General features: G+C 69.2%; 20 protein-coding genes and 1 pseudogene. 12 read left to right on the forward strand and 9 right to left on the reverse strand.

From position 1 onward, the window contains the following. Positions 1 to 56: 56 nt before the first annotated feature. The gene (locus tag SSPN_RS0131970) at positions 57 to 611 is read left to right on the forward strand and encodes an SCP2 sterol-binding domain-containing protein (protein ID WP_101377162.1); all 555 of its coding nucleotides are present in this window, start codon (positions 57 to 59) and stop codon (positions 609 to 611) included. 65 nt (positions 612 to 676) lie between these two features. Beyond that, the gene (locus tag SSPN_RS0131975) at positions 677 to 1,885 is read left to right on the forward strand and encodes an acyl-CoA dehydrogenase family protein (protein ID WP_010313070.1); all 1,209 of its coding nucleotides are present in this window, start codon (positions 677 to 679) and stop codon (positions 1,883 to 1,885) included. A 20-nt stretch (positions 1,886 to 1,905) separates the two neighbouring features. On the opposite strand, the gene SSPN_RS60700 is transcribed toward SSPN_RS0131975, so the two are convergent. Continuing rightward, the gene (locus SSPN_RS60700; RefSeq protein ID WP_143539435.1) at positions 1,906 to 2,214 is read right to left on the reverse strand and encodes a site-specific integrase; all 309 of its coding nucleotides are present in this window, start codon (positions 2,212 to 2,214) and stop codon (positions 1,906 to 1,908) included. A 154-nt stretch (positions 2,215 to 2,368) separates the two neighbouring features. Next, positions 2,369 to 2,509 (reverse strand): hypothetical protein, encoded by a 141-nt coding sequence (locus SSPN_RS57195; protein ID WP_010313079.1) that lies wholly within the window; start codon positions 2,507 to 2,509, stop codon positions 2,369 to 2,371. Between the two features lie 413 nt (positions 2,510 to 2,922). Here SSPN_RS57195 and SSPN_RS49515 point away from each other — a divergent pair, with 413 nt between their 5' ends. From SSPN_RS49515 to SSPN_RS0132010, 4 genes are all read left to right on the forward strand, one after another. Then, positions 2,923 to 3,561 carry a DUF4190 domain-containing protein gene (locus SSPN_RS49515; protein ID WP_010313081.1) on the forward strand — a complete coding sequence of 213 codons (639 nt, stop codon included), beginning with the start codon at positions 2,923 to 2,925 and terminating at the stop codon, positions 3,559 to 3,561. Positions 3,562 to 3,868: 307 nt separating this feature from the next. Then, positions 3,869 to 4,129 carry a GntR family transcriptional regulator gene (locus SSPN_RS0132000; RefSeq protein WP_029535930.1) on the forward strand — a complete coding sequence of 87 codons (261 nt, stop codon included), beginning with the start codon at positions 3,869 to 3,871 and terminating at the stop codon, positions 4,127 to 4,129. A 930-nt stretch (positions 4,130 to 5,059) separates the two neighbouring features. Next, complete coding sequence (locus tag SSPN_RS0132005) at positions 5,060 to 5,296, forward strand: hypothetical protein (RefSeq protein WP_010313083.1); 237 nt, start codon at positions 5,060 to 5,062, stop codon at positions 5,294 to 5,296. 41 nt (positions 5,297 to 5,337) lie between these two features. After that, positions 5,338 to 5,808: a pyridoxamine 5'-phosphate oxidase family protein gene (locus tag SSPN_RS0132010; protein ID WP_010313084.1), complete on the forward strand. Its 471-nt coding sequence runs from the start codon at positions 5,338 to 5,340 to the stop codon at positions 5,806 to 5,808. Positions 5,809 to 5,873: 65 nt separating this feature from the next. Here SSPN_RS0132010 and SSPN_RS0132015 read toward each other — a convergent pair whose 3' ends face one another. The 3 genes from SSPN_RS0132015 to pdhA all read right to left on the reverse strand — a co-directional run bounded on the left by SSPN_RS0132015 (position 5,874) and on the right by pdhA (position 9,644). Continuing rightward, entirely contained in the window at positions 5,874 to 7,199 is a 1,326-nt protein-coding gene (locus SSPN_RS0132015; RefSeq protein WP_010313086.1) for a dihydrolipoamide acetyltransferase family protein, read from the reverse strand. A 211-nt stretch (positions 7,200 to 7,410) separates the two neighbouring features. Beyond that, a complete protein-coding gene (locus SSPN_RS0132020; RefSeq protein WP_010313088.1) occupies positions 7,411 to 8,427 on the reverse strand; it encodes an alpha-ketoacid dehydrogenase subunit beta in 1,017 nt (338 codons plus the stop codon). Next, a complete protein-coding gene (pdhA, locus tag SSPN_RS0132025; protein ID WP_010313090.1) occupies positions 8,427 to 9,644 on the reverse strand; it encodes a pyruvate dehydrogenase (acetyl-transferring) E1 component subunit alpha in 1,218 nt (405 codons plus the stop codon). The genes SSPN_RS0132020 and pdhA overlap by 1 nt, the downstream gene beginning before the upstream one ends. Before the next feature lie 444 nt (positions 9,645 to 10,088). Between pdhA and SSPN_RS46870 the strand changes: the two genes are divergently transcribed. The 6 genes from SSPN_RS46870 to SSPN_RS0132060 all read left to right on the forward strand — a co-directional run bounded on the left by SSPN_RS46870 (position 10,089) and on the right by SSPN_RS0132060 (position 15,395). Further along, positions 10,089 to 10,748, forward strand: coding sequence for a GOLPH3/VPS74 family protein (locus SSPN_RS46870; protein ID WP_010313092.1), 660 nt, complete (start codon positions 10,089 to 10,091; stop codon positions 10,746 to 10,748). A 310-nt stretch (positions 10,749 to 11,058) separates the two neighbouring features. After that, positions 11,059 to 11,706 carry a GOLPH3/VPS74 family protein gene (locus tag SSPN_RS0132040; protein WP_010313094.1) on the forward strand — a complete coding sequence of 216 codons (648 nt, stop codon included), beginning with the start codon at positions 11,059 to 11,061 and terminating at the stop codon, positions 11,704 to 11,706. Between the two features lie 10 nt (positions 11,707 to 11,716). After that, positions 11,717 to 12,346, forward strand: a complete 630-nt coding sequence (locus tag SSPN_RS0132045; protein WP_010313097.1) for a GOLPH3/VPS74 family protein — start codon at positions 11,717 to 11,719, stop codon at positions 12,344 to 12,346. Positions 12,347 to 12,398: 52 nt separating this feature from the next. After that, on the forward strand, positions 12,399 to 13,814 hold the full coding sequence (locus SSPN_RS0132050; protein ID WP_010313099.1) for a M20/M25/M40 family metallo-hydrolase: 1,416 nt from the start codon (positions 12,399 to 12,401) through the stop codon (positions 13,812 to 13,814). A gap of 103 nt (positions 13,815 to 13,917) precedes the next feature. After that, entirely contained in the window at positions 13,918 to 14,751 is an 834-nt protein-coding gene (locus SSPN_RS0132055) for an ABC transporter ATP-binding protein (RefSeq protein ID WP_029535931.1), read from the forward strand. After that, a complete protein-coding gene (locus SSPN_RS0132060) occupies positions 14,748 to 15,395 on the forward strand; it encodes a hypothetical protein (RefSeq protein WP_010313104.1) in 648 nt (215 codons plus the stop codon). Before SSPN_RS0132055 ends, SSPN_RS0132060 begins: the two co-directional genes overlap by 4 nt. A gap of 38 nt (positions 15,396 to 15,433) precedes the next feature. Here the strand turns inward: SSPN_RS0132060 and SSPN_RS0132065 are convergent, their stop codons facing one another. The 4 genes and pseudogenes from SSPN_RS0132065 to SSPN_RS46880 all read right to left on the reverse strand — a co-directional run bounded on the left by SSPN_RS0132065 (position 15,434) and on the right by SSPN_RS46880 (position 21,213). Continuing rightward, the gene (locus SSPN_RS0132065; RefSeq protein ID WP_010313106.1) at positions 15,434 to 15,610 is read right to left on the reverse strand and encodes a PspC domain-containing protein; all 177 of its coding nucleotides are present in this window, start codon (positions 15,608 to 15,610) and stop codon (positions 15,434 to 15,436) included. A gap of 177 nt (positions 15,611 to 15,787) precedes the next feature. Further along, entirely contained in the window at positions 15,788 to 16,198 is a 411-nt protein-coding gene (locus SSPN_RS0132070) for a hypothetical protein (protein ID WP_010313108.1), read from the reverse strand. Between the two features lie 29 nt (positions 16,199 to 16,227). Further along, positions 16,228 to 17,836 (reverse strand): annotated as a pseudogene (locus SSPN_RS46875) (glycosyltransferase family 87 protein). Between the two features lie 143 nt (positions 17,837 to 17,979). Further along, positions 17,980 to 21,213, reverse strand: a complete 3,234-nt coding sequence (locus tag SSPN_RS46880) for a transglycosylase domain-containing protein (RefSeq protein ID WP_192814555.1) — start codon at positions 21,211 to 21,213, stop codon at positions 17,980 to 17,982. Positions 21,214 to 21,259: the final 46 nt, after the last annotated feature.

Raw genomic sequence — 21,259 nt, forward strand, 5'->3', positions numbered from 1 at the left:
CTTCGAACCTACTCGAACGTAGACTTACTCACGAGTAGGTAATGGAGGTTGCATTGATGGCCCAACCCGAGATCGACCCGATCACGACCCTCGGCGAGGTCGACCCCAAGAAGGTCGGCAAGGACGAGTTCGTCGCGCTATTCGAAGCCGCCGCCGAGATCGCCAGCAGCGGCGCCCCGGTGGACCTGAGCGCGCTGCGACCGGACCAGTTCGCGCGGCTGATCTCACGCGCCTCCGACAAGCAGCTCGAAGCCGTGGTGGCCCGCCCCGAACTCCGCGAACGCATCCTCGACGAGGTGTTCCGGCGGATGGGCGAGCACTACAAGTCCGAGAAAGCGAACTCGACCGAGGCCGTGGTGCGGTGGCGCATCGGCAGCGACGAGGACCTGCTGCGCTACGAGTGCGTGCTCGCCGACGGCAAGTGCACCGTCAGCAAGGACTCGCAGCACGAGCCCACGGTGACGATCACGACTCCTCCTGCCGAATTCCTGAAGCTGGCCTCCGGCAACGCCTCGGCGCCCATGCTGTTCATGAAGGGAAAGTTGAAGGTCGCCGGGGACCTCGGCTTCGCCGCAGGACTGGCGAAGCTCTTCCAAATCCCCAAGGCCTGAGTGCTTGTCCCCGAACCGGTTTCGCGGGACGGCGCGCTTCAACGATGACCACTGACAGGACGGCGATGACTTTTTCCCTGGAACTGAGCGATGAACAGCAGGAGCTGCGCGACTGGGTACACGGCTTCGCCGAGCAGACCATCCGCCCCGCCGCGCGCGAATGGGACGAGCGCGAGGAAACCCCCTGGCCGATCATCCAGGAGGCGGCGAAGATCGGGCTCTACAGCTTCGAAACGCTCGCCACGTTCTGGGCCGACGACACCGGTCTGTCGCTACCGATCGCCAACGAGGAGCTGTTCTGGGGCGATGGCGGCATCGGCATGGCGATCTTCGGCACCACCCTCGCCGTCGCCGGGATCTTCGCCGCAGGCACGCCCGACCAGGTGGCCGAGTGGGTGCCGCAGTGCTACGGCGACGCGGACGACCCGAAGGTCGCGGCGTTCTGCTCGTCGGAGCCCGGCGCCGGTTCCGACGTCGCGGCGATGCGCACCCGCGCGGTGTACGACGAGGCCACCGACGAGTGGGTGCTCAACGGCCAGAAGGCGTGGGCGACCAACGGCGGCATCGCGAACGTGCACGTCGTGCAGGCGGTCGTCGACCCCGTGCTGGGGTCCCGCGGCCAGGCCGCGTTCGTGGTGCCGCCGGGCACCAAGGGCCTGGAGTCGCCGAGCAAGATCCGCAAGCACGGGCTGCGCGCCTCGCACACCGCCGACGTGTTCCTGGACGACGCGCGGGTGCCCGGCACCTGCCTGCTGGGCGGCAAGGAGAAGCTGGACGAGCGGCTGGCCCGCGCCCGCGAGGGCGGCAAGTCCAGCGCGCAGGCGGCGATGAAAACCTTCGAGCTGTCCCGCCCGACCGTCGGCGCGCAGGCCGTCGGCATCGCGCGGGCGGCCTACGAGACCGCCCTGGAGTACGCGCAGCAACGGGAGACCTTCGGGCGGCCGATCATCGAGAACCAGTCGATCGCGTTTACCCTGGCCGACATGCGGATGGAGATCGACGCCGCTCGGCTGCTGGTGTGGCGGGCGGCGTGGCTGGGCCGCAACGGCGGCTTCACCGCGGGCGAGGGCTCGATGTCGAAGCTAAAGGCGGGCCGGGTGGCGACCTGGGCAACCGAGCGGGCGATCCAGATCCTCGGCGGCAACGGCTACACCCGGGAGTTCCCGGTGGAACGGATGCACCGGGACGCCAAGATCTACGACATCTTCGAAGGCACCGAGCAGATCCAGCAGCTGGTGGTGGCCAGGGCCATTTCAGGCCGCCACATCGCCTAACCCGAACACCTCTGTTCCGTCTATGTTCCGTCCGAGGCGCCCGAAACGGCCCTCGGGCGGAACATCCGCGCGTCGATCGCCCGCCGAGCTCGCTCGTGCGAGGACAGCAGCATGTGCGCGTAGGTCCGCAACGTGAAGCCCGGATCGTGGTGACCGAGGTATTCGCCTAATTCCTTGATGTTCACGCAATCTGCGAGCGTCACGCTCGCGTAGAAGTGCCGCAGCGCGTGCATGCCGGACTCCCGATCGGTGGCGTACCGCTTCCGGCCGCGCTTGCCTTTGACCGGCTTCGGAATGACACCCACTGCGGACAGGGCTGGTTTCCACACGAGTTCGTTGTAGCCGCGGGCTCGGATGTGCAGTTCATCGGTCCAGCGGAACAGCAGGTTGACCGTGCGCAGCTTGCCCTCTGGCTTCTCCCACGGCAGGGAGTAGGGCCGCGGCGGGTGCCCTGGCTGTGTGCACGCGGACGGTCTGTGCCGCCTATATGGGTAGGGAAACGGTGCGTTCCCGGTCGTTCTTCGGCAGCGCGAACACATAGTGCGCGCCGAGCTTCTTGACCTGCCGACGGACCCAGAGCACCTGCTCGTCGGTGTCGAAGTCTTCGAGACCGAGGCCGAACAATTCGCCTTGCCGTAGGCCGCGAATGCGACGAGGGAATCGGCCACGGCTGGACCGACCACCCGTCCACGTGGCTCAACCCCCAATTGCGCGTGCTCGCCTGCCCCCTAGGGCATGACCACCGACTGGCGCGCCGAAATCGAAGCCCTACGCGCCGAGCAGCCGACATGGACCGTCGACGTGCAGCCATCCGGCTGGTATGGGTACGGCACCCACCAAGTCACCATCTGACGCCCCGCAGCTGAACTCACCAATATGCGCCCCCGGTCCTCAAACCGAGGGCGCGTTTCCGTTCACCCCTATACGTCCGCAATATCGTGCCCCAGTTCACCCGAATGGACGGCAACCAAACCCGCCCATTCGGCGATACATGGATCGCTGGTCCAACCAAGCCACAACAGAAAAACGGAGTATCCATGACAACGCAGCAGCCCATTTACCAGCCAGCATCCCCGCCCAAGCGCGGCGCCGGGCTGGCCATCACTGGGCTCGTGCTCGGCCTCTGCGCCCTGCTGTTCAGCCTGATTCCGCTCATCGGCGTCATCGCGTGGGTACTCGCCCCGCTCGGCCTGATCTTCGGGATCATCGGGCTGCGCTCCCACAAGGGCATGGCGATCACCGGTATCGCCACCAGCGCCGTCGCCCTGATCATCTGCGTCGCATGGCTCGGCTCGTTCGCGTCGTCGGTGTCGGAACTCCCTAAGCCGCCCACGGTTCCGGCCGGAGAGGCCGCACCAACAGGCGTTCCTGGCGTGGCCGACGGAAACGCCCTCGCCGACGTCAAGGTCACTTCGTGCAAGGTCGACTCCAACCCGTACTTCCCGAGCGTCAAGGCGCAGGTGGAGATCGTCAACAGCAGCAAGGACCTGGCGTCCTACACCGCCACCATCGCCGCGGACGCCGCCGACGGCTCCCGACTCGGCGAAGGCCCGGTGTACTCGTCGAAGCTCCAGCCCGGCCAGAAAACCACGCAAGAATCCGTGATCATGCTCAACGGCAAGCAGTCTGGCAACGTGACGTGCTCGGTGGTGTCGGCGAACCAACTGCCGTTCTGACGCCCCTAGACCACGCACCGTGTGAAGGCGCCCCTTCGGTACCCGCCGAAGCGGCGCCGTCACGTATCACGACCGATCCGTCAGCCCCCCGAGCTACATTTGTTACCTCCAGACGGCTTATTACGGTAACAACCACACAGAGAAAGACATGGATCACGTGACGCCGATGTCACGGGGTGATGATCCGTTTGACCCGCAGAATGTGCGTCCGGCGCATCGGTATCGGCCGTCCGACGTGCGGGCGACGTTGCAACGCGATCCGTAGGGCTGGGGGGCGTCGTCCGCGTGCTGGTGAGCCGGTGGTGGTGTGTCCGCCGCATCAAGCGGTGACGCACCGGTGAGCCTGTGGGTGCAGGTCGCGGCGGACCTGGAATCGCAGATGGACGCCGGGGACCTGTCGCCGGGTAGCCCTCTCCCGAGCAACGTGGAGCTTGCACAGCTGTGCGGGGTGGCGCGGGTGACTGTGCAGCGGGCAGTGCTTGAACTGCGAAAACAGGGTCGACTGATCGTGGTGACGGGGCGCGACACGTTCGTAACGCAGCAGAACGGCCGCCAAGATCACCCCTGACGGCCGTTCCAGTCACCGATCATTCTGAGCGGCCGCCGCCCACTCGCCGAGGTGCCGCTGTTCATCGGCGGGCCTACTCCTTCGAGAACATGGAGACGCAGAACCTCCAGGTCCGGTGGGGCACCCACAGCCAGATCCTCGGTCAGCTCCGCTAAGTCCACCGCGGGGTGTCGCGGGCCGGGGGAGGGTTCCGGCCCGCGACACCGGGGATCACTGCAAGTCGGCCGTCGTGCGGCGCCCCACGGATCCGCGAACGCGGCGGCGACGGCAGCCCGCCCGACGCCGTTTCCCGTGATCGTGTTCCCCTTCGAAGGGGCTCGATGCCCCGACGCTTCGATGGTCAGCGCCACCTCACGCCCGATGCCGCCCCGGATAGTCCGATCAGGCGGGTCAATCCCGGTGGCGGCAGCCGTCGCAGGCCGTGGCCGCGGACCTCGCAACGGGACTCGATCGGAGGGTTCTGGCCAAGCGAACCGTGGTACCGGCCCACTCGCGTGTACGCCGATCTCGGCACGCCGTGCCCGCCGCCCAGCCGCCGGGAGGATCCCGAATTCACCCTCCGCCGGACCGCCCGGGATGCACGGTTGACCATGTATTGCCCGGATTCGCGGAGTGGCACTCGCCACTGTGCAGAATTGCACAAACCTCGCTCGGGTTCGTGTTCGAAGGTGCACGATTTCGTGGGTCCCGGCATCAACCACGACTCGGCAGGTGCACCATTGGCGTTGGTCCGAACGAATGAACGTCGTCGGCGGCGAAGTCATCGTCCGCTCCGGTGCGCGTCACACCCACGTGGGAGGGGTGCCCAGCGGTGCCCGGCACCGCGCCGGGCGAGCGCCGCGGGGAGGGATCGGAACGGGACGTGGTGGGCGACGATGCCGCGCGCGGCGGCCCGGCCACAGCTTCGAGAGTGAACGGGAGGGCGAAGCGGTGAAGAAGACCACCCCTGACCTGGAGACACCGATCTTCCGGGAACTGAACAAGGAGCTCGGCGAGCTGCCTGAGCTCGACATCCACGACTTCGACCAGCACGCTTTCGACTTCCTCCGCGAGTACGACGAGCAGAAGTCGGCGGCGGCGGACGAACCCGCGGAGGCGGCCGAGCCGGTCGCGGCATCGGCGGGCAGCGGTTCCCGGCGCCGCGGGCGGCGGCGCAAGGGAGACTGATCTGACGTGCGCTGTCGGTGACGCCTGCCACGATGGCGCGCATGACGACGTGGCAGGAATTCGCTGAACAGGCCCCCGAACTGGCGAAGACCGCCCGGGCGCAGCTGGAGGCTGCCAAGCACCACGTGCTGGCCACCCTGCGCCGGGACGGTTCGCCGCGGGTCAGCTGCACGGAGGTCGGCTGGCGCGGCCCGGACCTGACCCTGGGTTCGATGCCGGGCTCCAGGAAGGCCCTGGACCTGCGCCGGGATCCTCGGTTCGCGCTGCATGCCAACCCCGGCGACGGCTTGATGGCGAGCCCGGACGTGAAGATCGCCGGCCAGGCGGTCGAGGTCACCGGTGATGAGCAGCACGCTTGGGTCGAAGAGGTCAGCCCGCCGAGCGAGGACTCGCACCTCTTCCGCCTCGAAGTCACCGAGGTGACGACGACGGGTGTCTCCGATGACCAGACCCACCTGGTCATCCAGCACTGGACGCCCGCCGAAGGCGCCCGCACCTTCAAACGCCGGTGAACGACCAAAGGGCACCTCCGACCGACTTGGCCGGTCGGAGGTGCCCTTTGGCTCGGTCAGCTCGGTCAGTACGTGATGGCCATGCTGGGGTCCGCCAGGAGGGCCCCGACGTCCGCCAGGAACTGGGAACCCTGCTGGCCGTCCACGACCCGGTGGTCGAAGCTCAGCGCCAGCTGGCACACCTTGCGGGGCACCACCTGGCCGTCCACCACCCACGGCATGTCGCGGATCGCGCCGAGCGCGAGGATCGCCGACTCGCCCGGGTTGAGGATCGGCGTCCCGGTGTCGACGCCGAACACGCCGACGTTCGTGATCGTGATCGTGCCGCCCACCATCTCCGCCGGGGTCGTCTTGCCCTCCCGCGCGGTCGTTGCGAGCCGCTCCAGCGCCTCCGCCAGTTCCTTCAGGGACAGCTGGTCGGCGTCGCGGACCTTGGGCACCACCAGGCCGCGCGGCGTGGCCGCCGCGATGCCCAGGTGCACGTAGTCCTTGTAGACGATGTCGCCAGCCGCCTCGTCCCAGGTGGCGTTCACGTCCGGGGTGCGGCGGGCGGCGAGGCACACGGCCTTCGCCGCGAATGCCAACGGCGTGATCTTGACCCCGCGGAACTCCGGGTGCGACTTCAGGCGCTCCCGCAGCTCCATCATCGGCGTGACGTCGATGGTGAGGAACTCGGTGACGTGCGGCGCGGTGAACGCGCTGTCCACCACGGCCTGCGCGGTCGCCTTGCGGACGCCCCTGATCGGTACCCGCCGCTCCCGCCCGGCCGGTGCTGCGGTGGTTGGCACGGCCGCGCCACCCGCGGCGGACTGCACGTCCGCGCGGGTGATCACGCCGCCGGACCCGGACCCGGCCAGCGCGAGCAGGTCCACCCCGAGGTCCTTGGCCAGCTTGCGCACCGGCGGCTTCGCCAGCGGCACGTAGCCGCCCTGCTGCGACACCCCGGGAGCTGCCGCGACCGGTTCGGGAGCCGGTGCCGGAACCTCCACGACCTGCGCCGCAACGGGCTGCGTCCCGGCCCGGCCCTTGCGCGGGCGGCGCTTCGCGCTAGCCGTTCGCGGTCCGTAGCCGACCAGCGTGGCGATGCGGCCGTTGGACTCCTCGCCGATCTTGCCGGACTCCGCGGCCGGGGCCGATTCGCCGGCCGATCCTTCGAGGTCGATCGCGATGATCGGCGACCCGACCTCGACTGTCTGGCCCGGCTCGACGAGCAGCTCGCGGACCGTGCCGGCCCACGGGCAGGGCAGCTCGACGGACGCCTTGGCCGTCTCGATCTCGACGATCACCTGGTTGACGGTGACGGTGTCACCGGGCCGGACGCGCCAGCCGAGGATTTCCGCTTCGGTCAGCCCCTCACCGACGTCGGGTAGCGGGAAGTGCTTCAGTGCCATCGAACGACTCCCTCAGAGCCTGTTGGCGAACTTTGTTGGTTTTGTCTTCGAAGCGCCGAAGGCGCTTGGCCCACCCTCACAACCGGCACCGCCGCGGGTTCTCAGACGTCGTTAGTGGACACCCGCGCAAATCGGGGATCCCGCAGATCAGACGGAGTCTGAGGTTCCGCCACCGGCACCGCCGCTCAAAACGAGTTCGGAGACCAGGCTCTCAGTACGCCAGCGAGCGGTCGACCGCGTCCAACACCCGGTCGAGGTCGGGCAGGTAGCCCTCCTCCAGCTTGCTGGGCGGGTAGGGCGTGTCGAAGCCCGTCACGCGCAGCACCGGCGCTTCCAGCGAGTAGAAGCACTCCTGCTGCACCCGGGTGGCGATCTCCGAGGTGACGGAAGCCTCTGCGGGCGCCTCGCTGACCAGCACCAACCGACCGGTGCGGCGCACCGAGTCGAACACCGGGTCCAGGTCCAGCGGGGACAGCGTGCGCAGGTCGATGACCTCCAGCTCCAGGCCGTCCTCGGCGGCGGCGGTCGCCGCGTCGAGGCAGGTGCGCACCATCGGCCCGTACGCGGCGACGGTCACCGCCGAACCCGCGCGCACCACGCGCGAGCTGAACAGCGGGACCGGCGGCGTGCTCGGGTCGAGCTCGGCCTTCTCGTAGTAGCGGCGCTTCGGCTCGAAGAACAGCACCGGATCGTCGCACTCGATGGCCTGCTGCAGCATCCAGTAGGCGTCCACCGGGTTCGAACAGGAGACCACCTTCAGGCCGCCGATGTGCGCGAACAGCGATTCCGGCGACTCCGAGTGGTGTTCCACGGCGCCGATGCCGCCGCCGAAGGGCACCCGCACCACGACCGGCATCTTCAGCTTGCCCTGGCTGCGGAAGTGCAGCTTGGCCAGCTGGGAGACGATCTGGTCGAAGCCGGGGAAGATGAACCCGTCGAACTGGATCTCGCACACCGGCCGGTAGCCGCGGATGGCCAGCCCGATCGCGGTGCCGATGATGCCGGACTCCGCCAGCGGGGTGTCCAGCACGCGGTGCTCGCCGAAGTCCTTCTGCAGGCCGTCGGTGATCCGGAAGACGCCGCCAAGCTTGCCGACGTCCTCGCCCATCACCAGGACCTTCGGGTCGCGTTCCAGCGACGCGCGCAGGCCCATGTTCAGCGCCTTGGCGATCGTGACGGTCTGGGCGCCGGCCGTTGCGGTCGGGCGCTCCAATGCGGGCGCGGCCATCAGCGCACACCTCCTGCCTTCGCCTCGTCGGCGAAACCGGCCAGGTACTGGAGGTAATCCTCGCGCTGGGCGGCCAACTGCCGGGTGTCCTCCACATAAACCTCGGTGAACATTCGCTCCGGTGGTGGTTCGGGAATGTTGAAGCAGTAGTCGCGCAGCCGGGCGGCGAGCTCGTCGGCCTCGGCGTCGATGCCGTCGAAGAAGCCCTGGTCGGCGATCTGCTCGCGGACCAGGTGCACCCGCAGCCGTTCGATCGGGTCCTTGAGCTTCCAGGCCTCCTGCTCGTCGGCCAGCCGGTAGCGGGTCGGGTCGTCGGAGGTGGTGTGCGCGTCCATCCGGTAGGTGAACGCCTCGATCAGCACCGGCCCGTTGCCCTGGCGGCACTCGTCCAGCGCCCACTTGGTGACCGCGAGGCTGGCCAGCACGTCGTTGCCGTCCACCCGGATACCGGGGAAGCCGTACCCGCTGGCGCGGCGGTAGAGCGGCACGCGGGTCTGGCGTTCCAGCGGCTCGGAGATCGCCCACTGGTTGTTCTGGCAGAAGAACACCACCGGGGCGTCGTAGACCGCCGACCAAACCATAGCCTCGTGCACGTCGCCCTGGCTGGTGGCGCCGTCGCCGAAGAAGACCACGGTGGCCTCGCCGTTCGGGTCGCCGACCTTGCCGTCGAAGCGTTGGCCCATCGCGTAGCCGGTGGCGTTCAGGCACTGGTTGCCGATGACGATCGTGTAGAGGTGGAACCGCATGCTGTTCGGGTCCCAGCTGCCGTGGTCGGTACCGCGGAAGATGCCCAGCACCTCGGTCGGGTCGATGCCGCGACACCAGGCGACGCCGTGCTCCCGGTAGCTGGGGAAAGCCATGTCCTGCGGCTGCATCGCCCGGCCGGCGCCGATCTGGGCGGCTTCCTGGCCGAGCAGCGGAACCCAGATGCCCAGCTGGCCCTGCCGCTGCAGGGCGTTGCCCTCCCGATCGGCGCGGCGGACCAGCACCATGTCCCGGTACAGGTCGCGCAGCTGCGCGTCGGAAACGTCGATGTCGAAGTCGGGGTGTGTTACCCGCTGGCCTTCCGGGGTGAGTAGCTGAACCAGGTCAGCTCCACCTTCGCTCGTGGCGCGCAAACCGGCGATCACCTGCTCCCGTGTGGGTTTCGCTGCGATAGCGGCAGGGGGGCCGGCGGCACCTTCGGCTTCGGGTCGCGTCCATTGCTCGGGGGACATGCGTGATCTCCTCGTGTCGCGCCGGTCCATCCGCTTGTGGCGGTGTGGCCCGACAGCCCCGACCGAAGCGCCGGTGACCTGGTGGGTCACCCGATTGCTCTAGCCGGAGCGGTTGGATCGCTCCCCGCCATCCTGGCACGAAACCGGCCGATTCCGTGAGCCCTGCCACAGGGATTCGGCGCGGCCGCGGCCCGGCCGGCGTCTTCCCACGAGATCACCGTAGTTCGCCCCCGATCAGGCGAAAATCGCAGGTCATCGAAGTAATGGAGATCCGACTAATGCTTTGTGGACCATCGCGGTACCGATATTGCGACGGCAGTCCTCCCGCCGTGATCGTCTCGTTTGCACCATTGCACCCTTTCGCCGGATCGGTCGCCGAAGTCGACGAGCGGGTGGGCCGAGTTCTCCGCAGCCGCCCGCCCGGAAATGGGACAGACTGGACTCGTGGCCGAGTTCGCCAACCCGCTTGCGCTGCCCGACGAGTTGGCCCTGCTGATGTGCAAGGACAACGGGACGTACTTCGTCAGCGCAAACCCGAACACGGCGACCGCCGCCGCCGAGATCGGCGAGCTGGCCCTGCGGGACCGCGTCGAGCTGGCGGGCACGGCGGTGCGCCTGGTCGACACCGCTTCGAGCGGGCTGCCGTGGATGGACCGGTTGCTCGCGGACCTCCAGCAGCGGGCGGGGCGGGCGAACCGCCCGGCCGAGCTGAGCGGGTGGTTGCAGGGCCGCACCGGCGCGTTCGCGACGCATCGGATGGTGCTGGTCGAGCACGGGTTGCTGCGGCGCGAGCACCGGAAGTTCCTGGGCCTGCTGCCCGACGACCGCTACTACCCGGAACGTGCCGTTCGCGGGGCGCTGCTTACCGAGTTGCGCGAGGTCGCTGTCGACGAACGGCCGGTGGACGGGCGGTTGGCGCTGCTCAGCGCGCTGGTCTACCGCAGTGGGCTGCTCTACCTGCTCGGTTTCGACCGGGCCCAGCGGGCGCGGCTGAAGACCATCGCCGAGGCCGAGGACCTAGGCAACACCGTCGGCACCGCGGTCACTGCGGCGGTGGTGGCCATCACGGCGGTTCCGGCGGTGATCGTGGTTGCGGGCGGATGAAGCGCTCCTCCCCGCCAGCTCCGGATAAGGTCGACGTCTTCGACCGCTGGACGGCCAGGACGGCTTCTCATGACTGAGCCCCCACGACACCGAGGACCTGGTGCGCCTGGTACGCCAGGAGCAGGGCTGGACACCCGTTCAGCTCGCCCAGGCCGCCGAGGTGCCGGAGACCAAGGTCGCCCGCTTGAAGCTCATGAGATCGTGCCCGTGGAGCCGCTGGCGATGCGCTTCCTCGCGGCGATGGGTCGCGTCTGACCTGCACTTGGCGGATTCAGCCACGTGAAGCCGGTTTCGCTGGGAGAATGGGTGCATGACCGCGCTGACCCTGCCCGAAGAGTTCGTACTGCTGCTCCAGAAGGACAACGGCTCGCACTACTCGACGTCCGATCACACCGGGGCGGCGGAGCTCGGCGAGCTCGTGCTGCGGCACCGGGTCGAGTTCGCCGGCAAGAAGGTGCAGGTCGTCGATGCCAGTCCGAGCGGCATCGGCTGGCTCGACGAGTGCATTGCGTTCCTGGTGCGGAAGGCCGGCGCGGCGAACAAGCCGGTGGCCGCGACGAGCTTCATCCAGCACCGGCGCAGCGTGCGCAAGGTGCACTGCGCCGCGCTGGCGGAGCGGGGTTTGATGCGCTGCGAGCAGAAGTCGGTGCTGTTCATCCCGTACAACAAGTACTTCCCGGACCCCGGGGCGCGGCAGGCGTTGATCGAGGAGATCCGCAAGGTCGCCCGCGACGAGGTCGAACTCGACAACCGGCAGGCGCTGCTCGCGGCGATGGTGCACGCGACCGGCCTAGTCCGATCGCTCGGCCTGGAGCGGGCCGAACGCAAGCGGTTGAAGGAGATCAGCAAGGGCGAGCAGCTCGGCAAGGCCGTTGAAGCCGTGGTCGCCGCCGCGACCGCTGCGATCGCCGCCAGCGCTGCGGCCGCGACCACCGCCGCCACGACGGCCGGCAGCTGAGGACTCGATCGTGGAACTGATCCTGCCCGAGGAACTGATGTTGATCGGCCGCACCGCTGCCGGACACGAGCACGGCTCCTCGACCAGACTCGCCGTCGCCGCAGGTGTGATCGGCGAGCTGGCCCTGCAACGCCGCATCATGATCGACGGCAGCTACGCCTTCGTCACCGATCCGACCGCGACGCGGCACCCGCTCCTGGACAAGCTGTTCGGCGAGCTGGTGCAGCGGCGCACGGCGATCCGGCTGACCAGTTTCTTGAGGGAGCAGGCTCGCCTGTACGAGATGTGGCTGAACCAGCTCATCGCTGGCGGGCTCCTCCGGCCCGAAGCGGCCAGCGGGTCGTTCGCCAGCACGCGCTACGTACCGGACCCGAAGGTCCGCAATTCGGTGCTCTCGCGACTTTGGTACCTGCTGACCGTCGCGCTCGCCGGGATCGTGCACGGCAGCGACCTCGGCGACGACCTGATCCCGTTCCCGGCGGACCGGGCGACGCTGGCGGTCTTCGGACAGCGGGATCCGGTCGGGCAGGCGATCGGGGCGGTCCACGTCGAAGACCGGTCCGCCGCGGCAGGCATGCCCTTCATGGTCCTTTCTGTGCCCGCTACCCCAGCGGGCTGCACGCCTCTCGGGGGCTGCTGAGAGGTCCCGGCCATCCACGACGACCAGGTCGGAACGGGCATAGGATCGCGGCGTGGATCGTGCAGCCCTAGCGAAGAACGTTGACCAGGCGTGGGACGAATCTGTTCTGCCGAGCCTCTCCGAGCTGGTGAAGATCCCGGCGATCTCGCCCGCCTTCGACGCCGGGTGGGCCGCCGCCGGGCACCTCGACGCCGCCATCGAGCACCTGCGGACGTGGATCGCGGCGCGGGACATCGCCGGCGCGAACATCAAGGTCGTGCGGCTGCCGGAACGCACCCCGCTGCTGGTGGTGGACATCCCGGCCACCGAGGGCGCCCCGGACGAGACGGTGCTGCTCTACGGCCACCTCGACAAGCAGCCGCCGCTGGGCGGCTGGTCCGAAGGGCTCGGGCCGTGGACCCCGGTGATCCGCGACGGCCGGCTGTACGGGCGCGGCGCCGCCGATGACGGCTACGCCGGGTACGCGGCGATCACCGCGATCGAGGCGGTCCGAGCGCACGGCGGCGCGCACGCGCGCTGCGTGGTGCTGCTGGAGACCGGCGAGGAGTCCGGCAGCCCCGACCTACCCGCCTACCTCTCGCTCCTGTCCGACCGGCTCGGCAACGTGTCGCTGGTGGTGTGCCTGGACTCCGGCGCGGGCGACTACGAGCGGCTCTGGCTGACGAACTCGCTGCGCGGCATGGTGTCGCTGGAGGTCAAGGTGCAGGTGCTCGAGAGCGGCCTGCACTCCGGCATCGCCAGCGGCATCGCGCCCAGCTCGTTCCGGGTGCTGCGGCAGCTGCTCGATCGGCTGGAGGACTCCGCGACCGGCGAGATCCTGGTGCCCGAGCTGAATGTGCAGATCCCGGAGAACCGGGTCGCCGAGGCGCGGGCGGCGATCGAGGCCGTGCCCGGCCTGGTGCGCAACGTCGTGCCGTGGCCGGAGGGTTTGCGGCCGGTCGACGAGGACGAGGTCGAGCTCGCCCTGAACAGCACCTGGCGGCCGACGCTGTCCGTGATCGGCGCCGACGGACTGCCCAAGCCCGCGGACGCGGGCAACGTGCTGCGGCCCTTCACGACGTTGGTGCTGAGCTTCCGGCTGCCGCCGACGGCCGACCCGGAGGCGGCGCTGCGCGCGGTTGAGCAGCGGCTGACCACCGACGTGCCGTACGGCGCGAAGGTGACCTTCGGGGCCTCCGAGGCTGGGCTGGGCTGGAACGCGCCCGACCCCGCGCCGTGGCTGACGGAGGCGCTGGACCAGGCCAGTAACGAGGTGTTCGGTGCCGACTGGCGGACGATAGGGCTCGGCGGCTCGATCCCGTTCATGGGCCTGCTGCACAACGCCTACCCGGACGCGCAGTTCCTCGTGACCGGGGCGCTCGGGCCGGACAGCAACGCGCACGTGCCGGACGAGTCGCTGCACCTCGCGTTCGCGGCCAAGGTCACCTCGGCCGTGGCCTACGTCCTCGACGCCCACTCCCGCCGCTGACCACCGCAGTTTCAATTGAAACTGGACATCCGATTTCAATTGAAACTGGACCATTCCGGCGTGTCGGATCACGACACACCGCATGTTGTGGACAACTCGTGTGATGGAGGCTGGGGTGGCCGTTCGAGAGCTTTCGGGGGTTACCAAGCGCCACGGGGCCCGGCCGGTGCTCCGGGGCGTTGATCTTGCCGTGCAGGACGGTGAGTCCGTCGGGATCCTGGGCTCCAACGGGTCCGGGAAGTCCACGCTGCTGCGGATCCTCGCCGGCGTTTCCCGGCCGTCCGGCGGAACCGTCACCGGGCGGCCGCGCACCGGGTACGTGCCGGACCGGTTTCCCGCCCGGCAGCGGATGAGCGCCCGCGCCTACCTTCGCCACCTCGGCCGGATCGGCGGATTGTCCACTGCGGAAGCTTCGGCTCGGGCCGACCGGTGGCTCGACCGGTTCGCGCTCGCCGGTGGCCCGGGTACGCCGCTGCGCGAGCTCTCGAAGGGCAACGCGCAAAAGGTCGGGCTCGCGCAGGCGCTGCTGTGCGAGCCGGAGCTCCTGGTGCTGGACGAACCGTGGTCCGGCCTGGACCCCGATGCCCGCACCGTGCTCACCGAGGTGATTCACGAGGTCTCGGCGGCCGGCGCTGCCGTCGTGTTCACCGATCACCGGCCGGAAATGGTCCACGCGGTCGCCACGCGCTCGCACCGGCTCGCCGACGGGCAGCTCGAACTCCTCGAGGCCGAGGTCGAGACCTGCCGAATCGTGCTGTGCGGCGGCGAAGCCGTGGACTGGGCCGCCCGGCCCGGCGTGCAGGCAGTCCGATTAAGACGGTCGGAGCACGAACTGGTGGTGGCCGTGTCCGAGCGGGAATCCTTGCTGCTTGAGGCGATCCAGCAGGGCTGCGCGGTGCGCGCGGTGGATTCGCGGGTGCGGGCGGGCAGCCGATGATCCCGCTGGTCCGCTACCAGCTGGCCGTGCTGGGCCACTCGCAGCGCTACCTGCCGCCGGTGCTGCTCTACGTCGGGCTGCTCGCGATCCTCTACAGCAACAACGACGGCCCCGCGCTGCCCGGTTTCGCGGTTACCGCGGCCGGGCTGCTGATCGTGGCCGGTTGGTTGACGATCGCGCTCGTCGACGTGGAGGACGCCGTGCAACGCACGATCACCCAAACCCACGTCGGCTCGACGACCCGGATGCTGCTCGGCACGGTGCTCGCAGTGCTGCTGTGCTCGGTCGGGCTCGCGTTGCTCACCGTCGCCTGGGCTGAGGTCTCGTTCGGGCTCGGCTATTCGCCGGGTGAACTCGGCGTCGGGCTGCTGGCGCACGTCGTGTGCGCGTCGTTCGGCGTCGCCGTCGCCCTGCCGTGCTCCGGGCTGGTCGTCCGGCGCATCGGCTACACGGTGATCGCGGCGGCAGCGCTGTTCGCGATCGCGTTGCTGGCGAAGTGGATTCCGCTTGCCTTCCCGCTGCTCCAAGCGCTGAGCTCGGGAGCGGTGAGCGCGGCGCTGCTCATCCGCTCCGCGCTCGTCGCCGCGGGCATCCTGATCGCCAGCACGCTCCTGGTCACGACCTGGTACGTCCGCCGTTCCTAGCGGCACGTGGTCGGTTCCGGCCCCTGCGCGCAGCCAGTTCAGCGCTTCGGGATCAGGATCCAGAGCACGATGTAGATGATGAACTGCGGTCCCGGCAGCAGGCAGGACAGCAGGAATAGCAGGCGCATGGTGAACGGCTTCATGCCGAACCGCTCGGCCAGACCGGCGCACACGCCCGCGATCATCGCCTTCTCGCTCGGCCGGGAAAGGGGCATTCGGTACGTCATCATGTCTCCATGTTCGCCGCTGCGGCGGCGCGACGCGTCAGGGAGCGACCCCGAGATTCCCCTGACCCAGGTCAACCCGCAGACGTAGTCCCACGGGCTTGCTCCGAACATGTCGGTGCCCGCTCGGCCGGGGGATCGAGCGGGCACCTCGCACTGCGGACTCGGTCAGCACCTGGACTGGTAGGTGCGGCTCGCGAGGACCCGGTCGCCGGAGGTCACCCGGACTTCGGCCGCCCCCGCGCCAGCCAGCGCGACCTGCGCGGACACCAGACCCCCGGGGCCGACGCCCCCGACGCCCCGCCGCTCGCCGTCGACGGCCACCTCGAACGGCACGAACCCCTGGCCCTCCGGCAGCCCGCGGATTTCGTAGCGCACCAACGGCGTCCGGCTCAAGTCGCCGGGGAAGAACATGCTCAGCAACGGGAACGCGGTGGCCAGCGGGTACAGGTCGTGGCACCCGGTCTCGCCCAGCCGGATGTCCAGCCCGCCGGATTCCTGGGCCGATGCGGATGCTGCGCACGCGGCCAGCGCGGCTGCCGCAGTGAGCACGATGGTCAGGGATCGACGGGCGAGCATCGGCGGAGCACCTCCAGGGCGGGGGAAGATCACCGCCTCGACGCTAGGGGCTGCTCCCCGGATGCGGACCGTTCCTTAGCCCAACGGGCGATACCGGGTAACACGAACTGGTCGCGTGTTCCGTCCAGAATTCCGCCGCTGGGGTCGTCGAAGGCGCCCGGTTCACGCCCGCCCCGCATCGCGAGGGCCGCGCGGACCTTGTCCCGCTCCGGCCGAACGATCTCGAAGATGATCAGCACGCACAGCGCGACCACTACCGCGTCGCGGATCACCACGGCGCCGAGGAACCAGCCCTCCGGCAGCCCCTTGTTGCCGGTGCCGAGGTAGTAGTACATCCGCGGCGCCCACACCGCGGCGTCGATGATCATCCAGCTCAGCAGCAGCCGCCAGCGCGGGATCGCCAGCCCCCCACCCCCGCCAGCGGCACCAGCCACAGCGAGTACTGCGGGCTCCACACCTTGTTGGTCAGCAGGAACGCCGCAGGAACGCCGCCACCACCAGGAAGCACAGCTGCGCCAACCGCGGCCGGGTCGGCGCGGCCAGCGCCAACCACCCGATGCCGAGGCACGCGACCAGGAACAGGGCAATGCTGACCGAGTTCAGCACCGTCGGCGTGGCGCCGTCGCGCAGCGGGCCGTCGAAGCCCACCCAGCCGGTGAAATGCATCAGCACGTTGTAGAGCGAGTCCGGATCGGCCGGTCGTTCGTTGTTGAGCCGGAAGAACTCCCGCCACCCCGCCGGGTAGAGCACGAGGATCGGCACATTGATCACCAGCCAGGCCACTGCGGCGGCCAGCACCGAGCGCAGCGCGTCCGCCAGCTTCCCGGCCCGCCAGGCCAGCACCAGTAGCGGGCCAAGGAAGAACAGCGGATAGAGCTTCGCCGCGCCGCCGATCCCGATCAGCACCCCGGCCAGCACTGGCCTGCGCCGCGCCCAAGCGAGCAACCCAGCAGTACCGAAAGCCGTGGCCAGGACGTCGAAGTTGGTGAATGCGTGCACGAAGACCAGCGGTGACACCGCCGCCAGCGCGGCGTCCCAAACGCGTCGGCGGCACAGCAGCACCAGTGCCCAGATCGTCACCAACCAGGCCGCGGCCAGCCAGAACGTCGAGATGTTGAAATACAGCACGCTCGTCAGGGCGGATGGCAACCACCCGAAGCTCGCCAGGGTCGCCCAACCATCCGCGGCCCGCGCGTTGACCCACTGGAACAACCCGGTCAGCACCGGGTACTCCATGTACCGGACCTGCTGCTGCGGCGTGCCGGGGTTCTCCAACCACGAGGTCTTGTACGGGAACGCGGTGTCCGGCGCGAGATCACCCAGGCCGTAGCGCGGGATGATGTCGGTGTAGCACATCGCGGTGTACTGCTTGCTGTTCCGCCAGTCCAGCTGCGGGCCGCTGTCGGTCTCGTAGGTGACCTGGCAGGGTGCCTTGAACAGCCACGCGGCGGCCAGCACCAGCACCGCGAGCAGCAGGATCACCCGCAGCGGCGTCCAGAACCACTGCCGCCCGACCTGTGCGTGCCGCCCGAGCCGGCCGCCGAAGGGGCGGCTGAGCTTCTGCGCCAGCGGCTCGGTCCAGGTCGGCGAGACGCGATCGGCCGGCCCTAGGGAATCGCTGTCCACCGCCGAGCTCACGCGGCCGCCGGGGGACGGCCGAGGTTCGGTGCTGGCGGGCTCGGTTGAGGTGGACACGACCGGATGCTACTTGGGGCCGAACAACGCGGAGGGGCACCCGCCGACTCACTCTCGCGGGTGCCCCTCCTTGGTTCAACAGGTGCTCAGCCGGACCGCCTCGTCGGGGTCGGCGCCATGTTGTTGTTCGGCGGTCCGTCGCCGGGGTCGCTGCCTCCGCCGCCGGTGTTGTTGCAGTTCGGGTCCAGCCAGCCGCAGTGGTTCGGCTTCTCCTTGCTGGTGGTCGGCTTGTCCGGTTCGCTGGTGTCGCTCGGCTTCGACGTCGGCGGCGCCGATGTCTGGGACGTCGGCGGCGCCTGCGACGTCGGCGGGGGCGGCGGCGGGATGTCTGCGAACTGCCCGATCTTGTCGCCCTCGCGGAACTGCATGACCTTCTTGCCCTGGAGGTAGGAGTCCATGAACTCCTTCCACACCTTGGCGGGCAGGCCACCGCCGTAGAAGCTCTGGCCGTTCGCGTTCTCCAACGGCTTCGGGCCGCCGTCGTCGTTCTGCATCGCCACCGCGGTGGAGATCTGCGGCACGGCACCGATCATCCAGGCGTTCTTGTTCTTCGTGGTGTTGAGCCACTGGTGGGTACCGGTCTTGGACACCACCGGCCGGTTGCCCGCCAACGGGACCTTCGAGTGCGTGGCGACGTCCAGCATCGATTGCGAGACGTTGTAGGCGATGTCCTTGCTGGTCGACGCGTCACCGAAGGCTGGCTCCGGCTTCGCGGTCGCGAGCGGGAACACGCCCTGCTCCGGGCTGACGGCCTGCTGGACGAAGTGCGCCGGAACCTTGTTACCCCCGTTGACGAACGAGGAGTACGAGGCGGCCATGTCCGCCGGGAGCACCGGGTACATGCCCAGCGCGATACCAGCGGCCACGCTGCCATCGGGGCTTTCCAGCTTCGTCGATTCCGGGATGCCGGCCTGGTGCGCGGCCTCGGCCACCTTCTTGGGGCCGAAGTCGGCGGCCATGTTGACGAACACCGTGTTGACCGAGTTGGTCATCGCCTCTCGGACACCGCAGTGCGTCGGGATCTCGCATTTCACACCGGGCGAGTTGTTGAACTCGTGCCCGGCGATCACCTGCGGACCGCTGCCGTCGTAGAACTCGCCGATGCCCTTGCCCTTCTCAAGCCCGGCGATCACCGCGAACGGCTTGAACGACGAACCCGGCTCCTGCGGGGTGCTGGCCCAGTCCAGGTCGCCGATCTGGTTCTTGGACCCGTAGTACGCCCGGATCTCGCCGTTGTTGGGGTCGACCGCGACCAGCGAAGTGCGCAGCGTCTCCGGCTCCGAAGCCATCACCTTCTTCACAGCGGCCTCGGCCTTCTGCTGCGTGTCCGGATCGATGGTGGTTTTGATCGTGTAGCCACCGCGGGACAGGTCGCTCTCGGACAGGCCCTGGGCTTCCAGCTCGCGCTTGATGGCCTCCCAGATGGCGTCCTGCTCGGGGGAGAGCCTGTTGTTCTTCTTCCACTCCCCGCGAGGCAGGGTCTTGGGAAGCGTCATGGTCTCCCGCTCGCCCGGCTGCAGGAAGCCGTTCTCCTCCATCTGCCCGACGACGTACTCCCAGCGTTTCTTGCCCTTCTCCGGGTTCTGGCCGGGGTCGTTGCCGCCGTAGGGGCTCTGCACCACACCGGCCAGCACGGCCGCCTCGGCGGCGTTGAGCTCGCTGGGCTTCTTGTTGTAGTAGGCCCGCGCCGCGGCGCTGATGCCGTTCGCGCCGCGCCCGTAGTCCGCTGTGTTCATGTAGGCGAGCAGGATGTCGTCCTTGCTCTGCTCGTTCGTGATCTTGAACGCCAGCACGACTTCCTTGATCTTGCGGATGTACGTCGGGTCCTTCTTGAGGTCCTGGTCCAGCTTCAGGAACTGCTGGGTGATCGTGGAACCACCGCCGACGCCGGAACCGGACACCAGGTAGTAGGCCGACCGCAGGATGCCCTGGAAGTCGAAGCCCGGGTTGGTGCGGAAAGTGGAGTCCTCGGCCGCGATGGTGGCGTTCTGCATCGCCAACGACACGTCGTTGATGCTGTGCAGGACCTCCCGCGAGCCCTGCACGTCCATGCGGCCCATCGAGCTGCCGTCGGAGTACTGCAGCTCGATCGGCCGGTCCATGCTCATCACCTTCGCCTCGTTAGGCGCGTCCCAGAAGATGTAGCCGTAGATGAACACGACGGCCGGAACCACGACGGCTAAGGCCGCGGCCACGTAGCAGGACCGGCGGATCCGCCGCCAGAGCCGACTGCGTTTTGCTCGGGCGGCGCTCATGTCGTCGTCCAGATCCGCGAAGTCGTCCGGGCCGTCGTCGAAGTCGTCGTCCCGGTACCGGTCATGGCCATTGCGGCTGTCGAGGTCGTCGCCATCCCGATCATTCCCGTCGTACCCGCTGCTGTACGGGTCGTCGTAGTCGTCGGCGTAGTAGTTGTAACTGCCCTGTTCCTGATGCGTGAGCAACTGCGGCTCGGGGGCTACGCCACCACCGCCACCACCGCCACCCGCGGCTCCCGCCGCTGCGCCCATAGCTCCGCCGGCCGCGCCTCCGGCTCCGCCCTGTTCCTGATGCGTGAGCAACTGCGGCTGGGGGCCCCCCCCCCCCCCCGCGTGACCGCCACCCGCGGCTCCCGCCGCTGCGCCCATAGCTCCGCCGGCCGCGCCTCCGGCTCCGGCGGCGCCCGCCCCGGCGGCGCCTGCGGCACCCGCCATCCCGGCGCCTGCGGCAGCACCTGCGATCCCGCCTGCGGCGGCGCCGGCTGCGGCGGCACCACCCAGGCGGCGGCGATCGCTGTCGCGATCGTTGGCCGGGGTCTGCGGGATGTTCTGCGTCGGCTGGTCGGCGCTGGACGGCTGCGGCGGACGCCCGGGCGGCGGTCCTTGCGGCGGGGGCGGCGGCCCCTGCCTGGTCTGCTGCGCGCCGGGCGGTGCTGGGGGTGGTCCCTGCCGTCCCGTGTTCGGCGGCGGGGGAACCGCCGAGTAGCTGGTGGGCAGGTCGAGCTTGCGCCCGCCGTTCTTCTCCGGTTCGCCCGAGTCGCCGCTGAGCCGCTTGCCCAGCGCCGAGTCGTCGTCATCGTCGTCGAACGACGGCGTCCACGCGCCGGTCTGCTCCTGCGGCGGCTCCGCGTCCGGCCACTTCATGGGCTGGCCGGGCGGTGGCACCGGGGTGTTCTGCTGCGTTTCCTCCGCGCTGCGGTCCGACCCGCTCGGCCACTGGGCGTTCGGCTGGTTCGGCGGCGCCGACCGCGGGCCCGGGCGCGGCTCTTCGCCGGGCCACGCCGGTCCGCCCGCACCAGGCGGCCCCGGTGGGCCTTGAGTGGCGCCCTCGGGTGGGGTCGTCACGCTCGTCGTTCACGAGTGGGCCTCCAGGACAGGCGTCGTCGGACGC

Source organism: Saccharopolyspora spinosa NRRL 18395 (genome assembly GCF_000194155.1).
GTDB classification, from domain to species: domain Bacteria; phylum Actinomycetota; class Actinomycetes; order Mycobacteriales; family Pseudonocardiaceae; genus Saccharopolyspora; species Saccharopolyspora spinosa.

Excerpts from the sequence above, each read along its gene's own strand:
- SSPN_RS0132055 (WP_029535931.1), top strand. The coding sequence starts at position 13,918 with ATGGAGGCTGGGGTGGCCGTTCGAGAGCTTTCGGGGGTTACCAAGCGC.
- SSPN_RS0132040 (WP_010313094.1), top strand. The coding sequence starts at position 11,059 with ATGACCGCGCTGACCCTGCCCGAAGAGTTCGTACTGCTGCTCCAGAAG.
- SSPN_RS0131975 (WP_010313070.1), top strand. The coding sequence starts at position 677 with ATGACTTTTTCCCTGGAACTGAGCGATGAACAGCAGGAGCTGCGCGAC.
- SSPN_RS0132070 (WP_010313108.1), bottom strand. The coding sequence starts at position 16,198 with ATGCTCGCCCGTCGATCCCTGACCATCGTGCTCACTGCGGCAGCCGCG.
- SSPN_RS0132060 (WP_010313104.1), top strand. The coding sequence starts at position 14,748 with ATGATCCCGCTGGTCCGCTACCAGCTGGCCGTGCTGGGCCACTCGCAG.
- SSPN_RS0132015 (WP_010313086.1), bottom strand. The coding sequence starts at position 7,199 with ATGGCACTGAAGCACTTCCCGCTACCCGACGTCGGTGAGGGGCTGACC.
- SSPN_RS0132020 (WP_010313088.1), bottom strand. The coding sequence starts at position 8,427 with ATGGCCGCGCCCGCATTGGAGCGCCCGACCGCAACGGCCGGCGCCCAG.
- SSPN_RS49515 (WP_010313081.1), top strand. The coding sequence starts at position 2,923 with ATGACAACGCAGCAGCCCATTTACCAGCCAGCATCCCCGCCCAAGCGC.
- SSPN_RS0132010 (WP_010313084.1), top strand. The coding sequence starts at position 5,338 with ATGACGACGTGGCAGGAATTCGCTGAACAGGCCCCCGAACTGGCGAAG.
- SSPN_RS0131970 (WP_101377162.1), top strand. The coding sequence starts at position 57 with ATGGCCCAACCCGAGATCGACCCGATCACGACCCTCGGCGAGGTCGAC.
- SSPN_RS0132065 (WP_010313106.1), bottom strand. The coding sequence starts at position 15,610 with ATGCCCCTTTCCCGGCCGAGCGAGAAGGCGATGATCGCGGGCGTGTGC.
- pdhA (WP_010313090.1), bottom strand. The coding sequence starts at position 9,644 with ATGTCCCCCGAGCAATGGACGCGACCCGAAGCCGAAGGTGCCGCCGGC.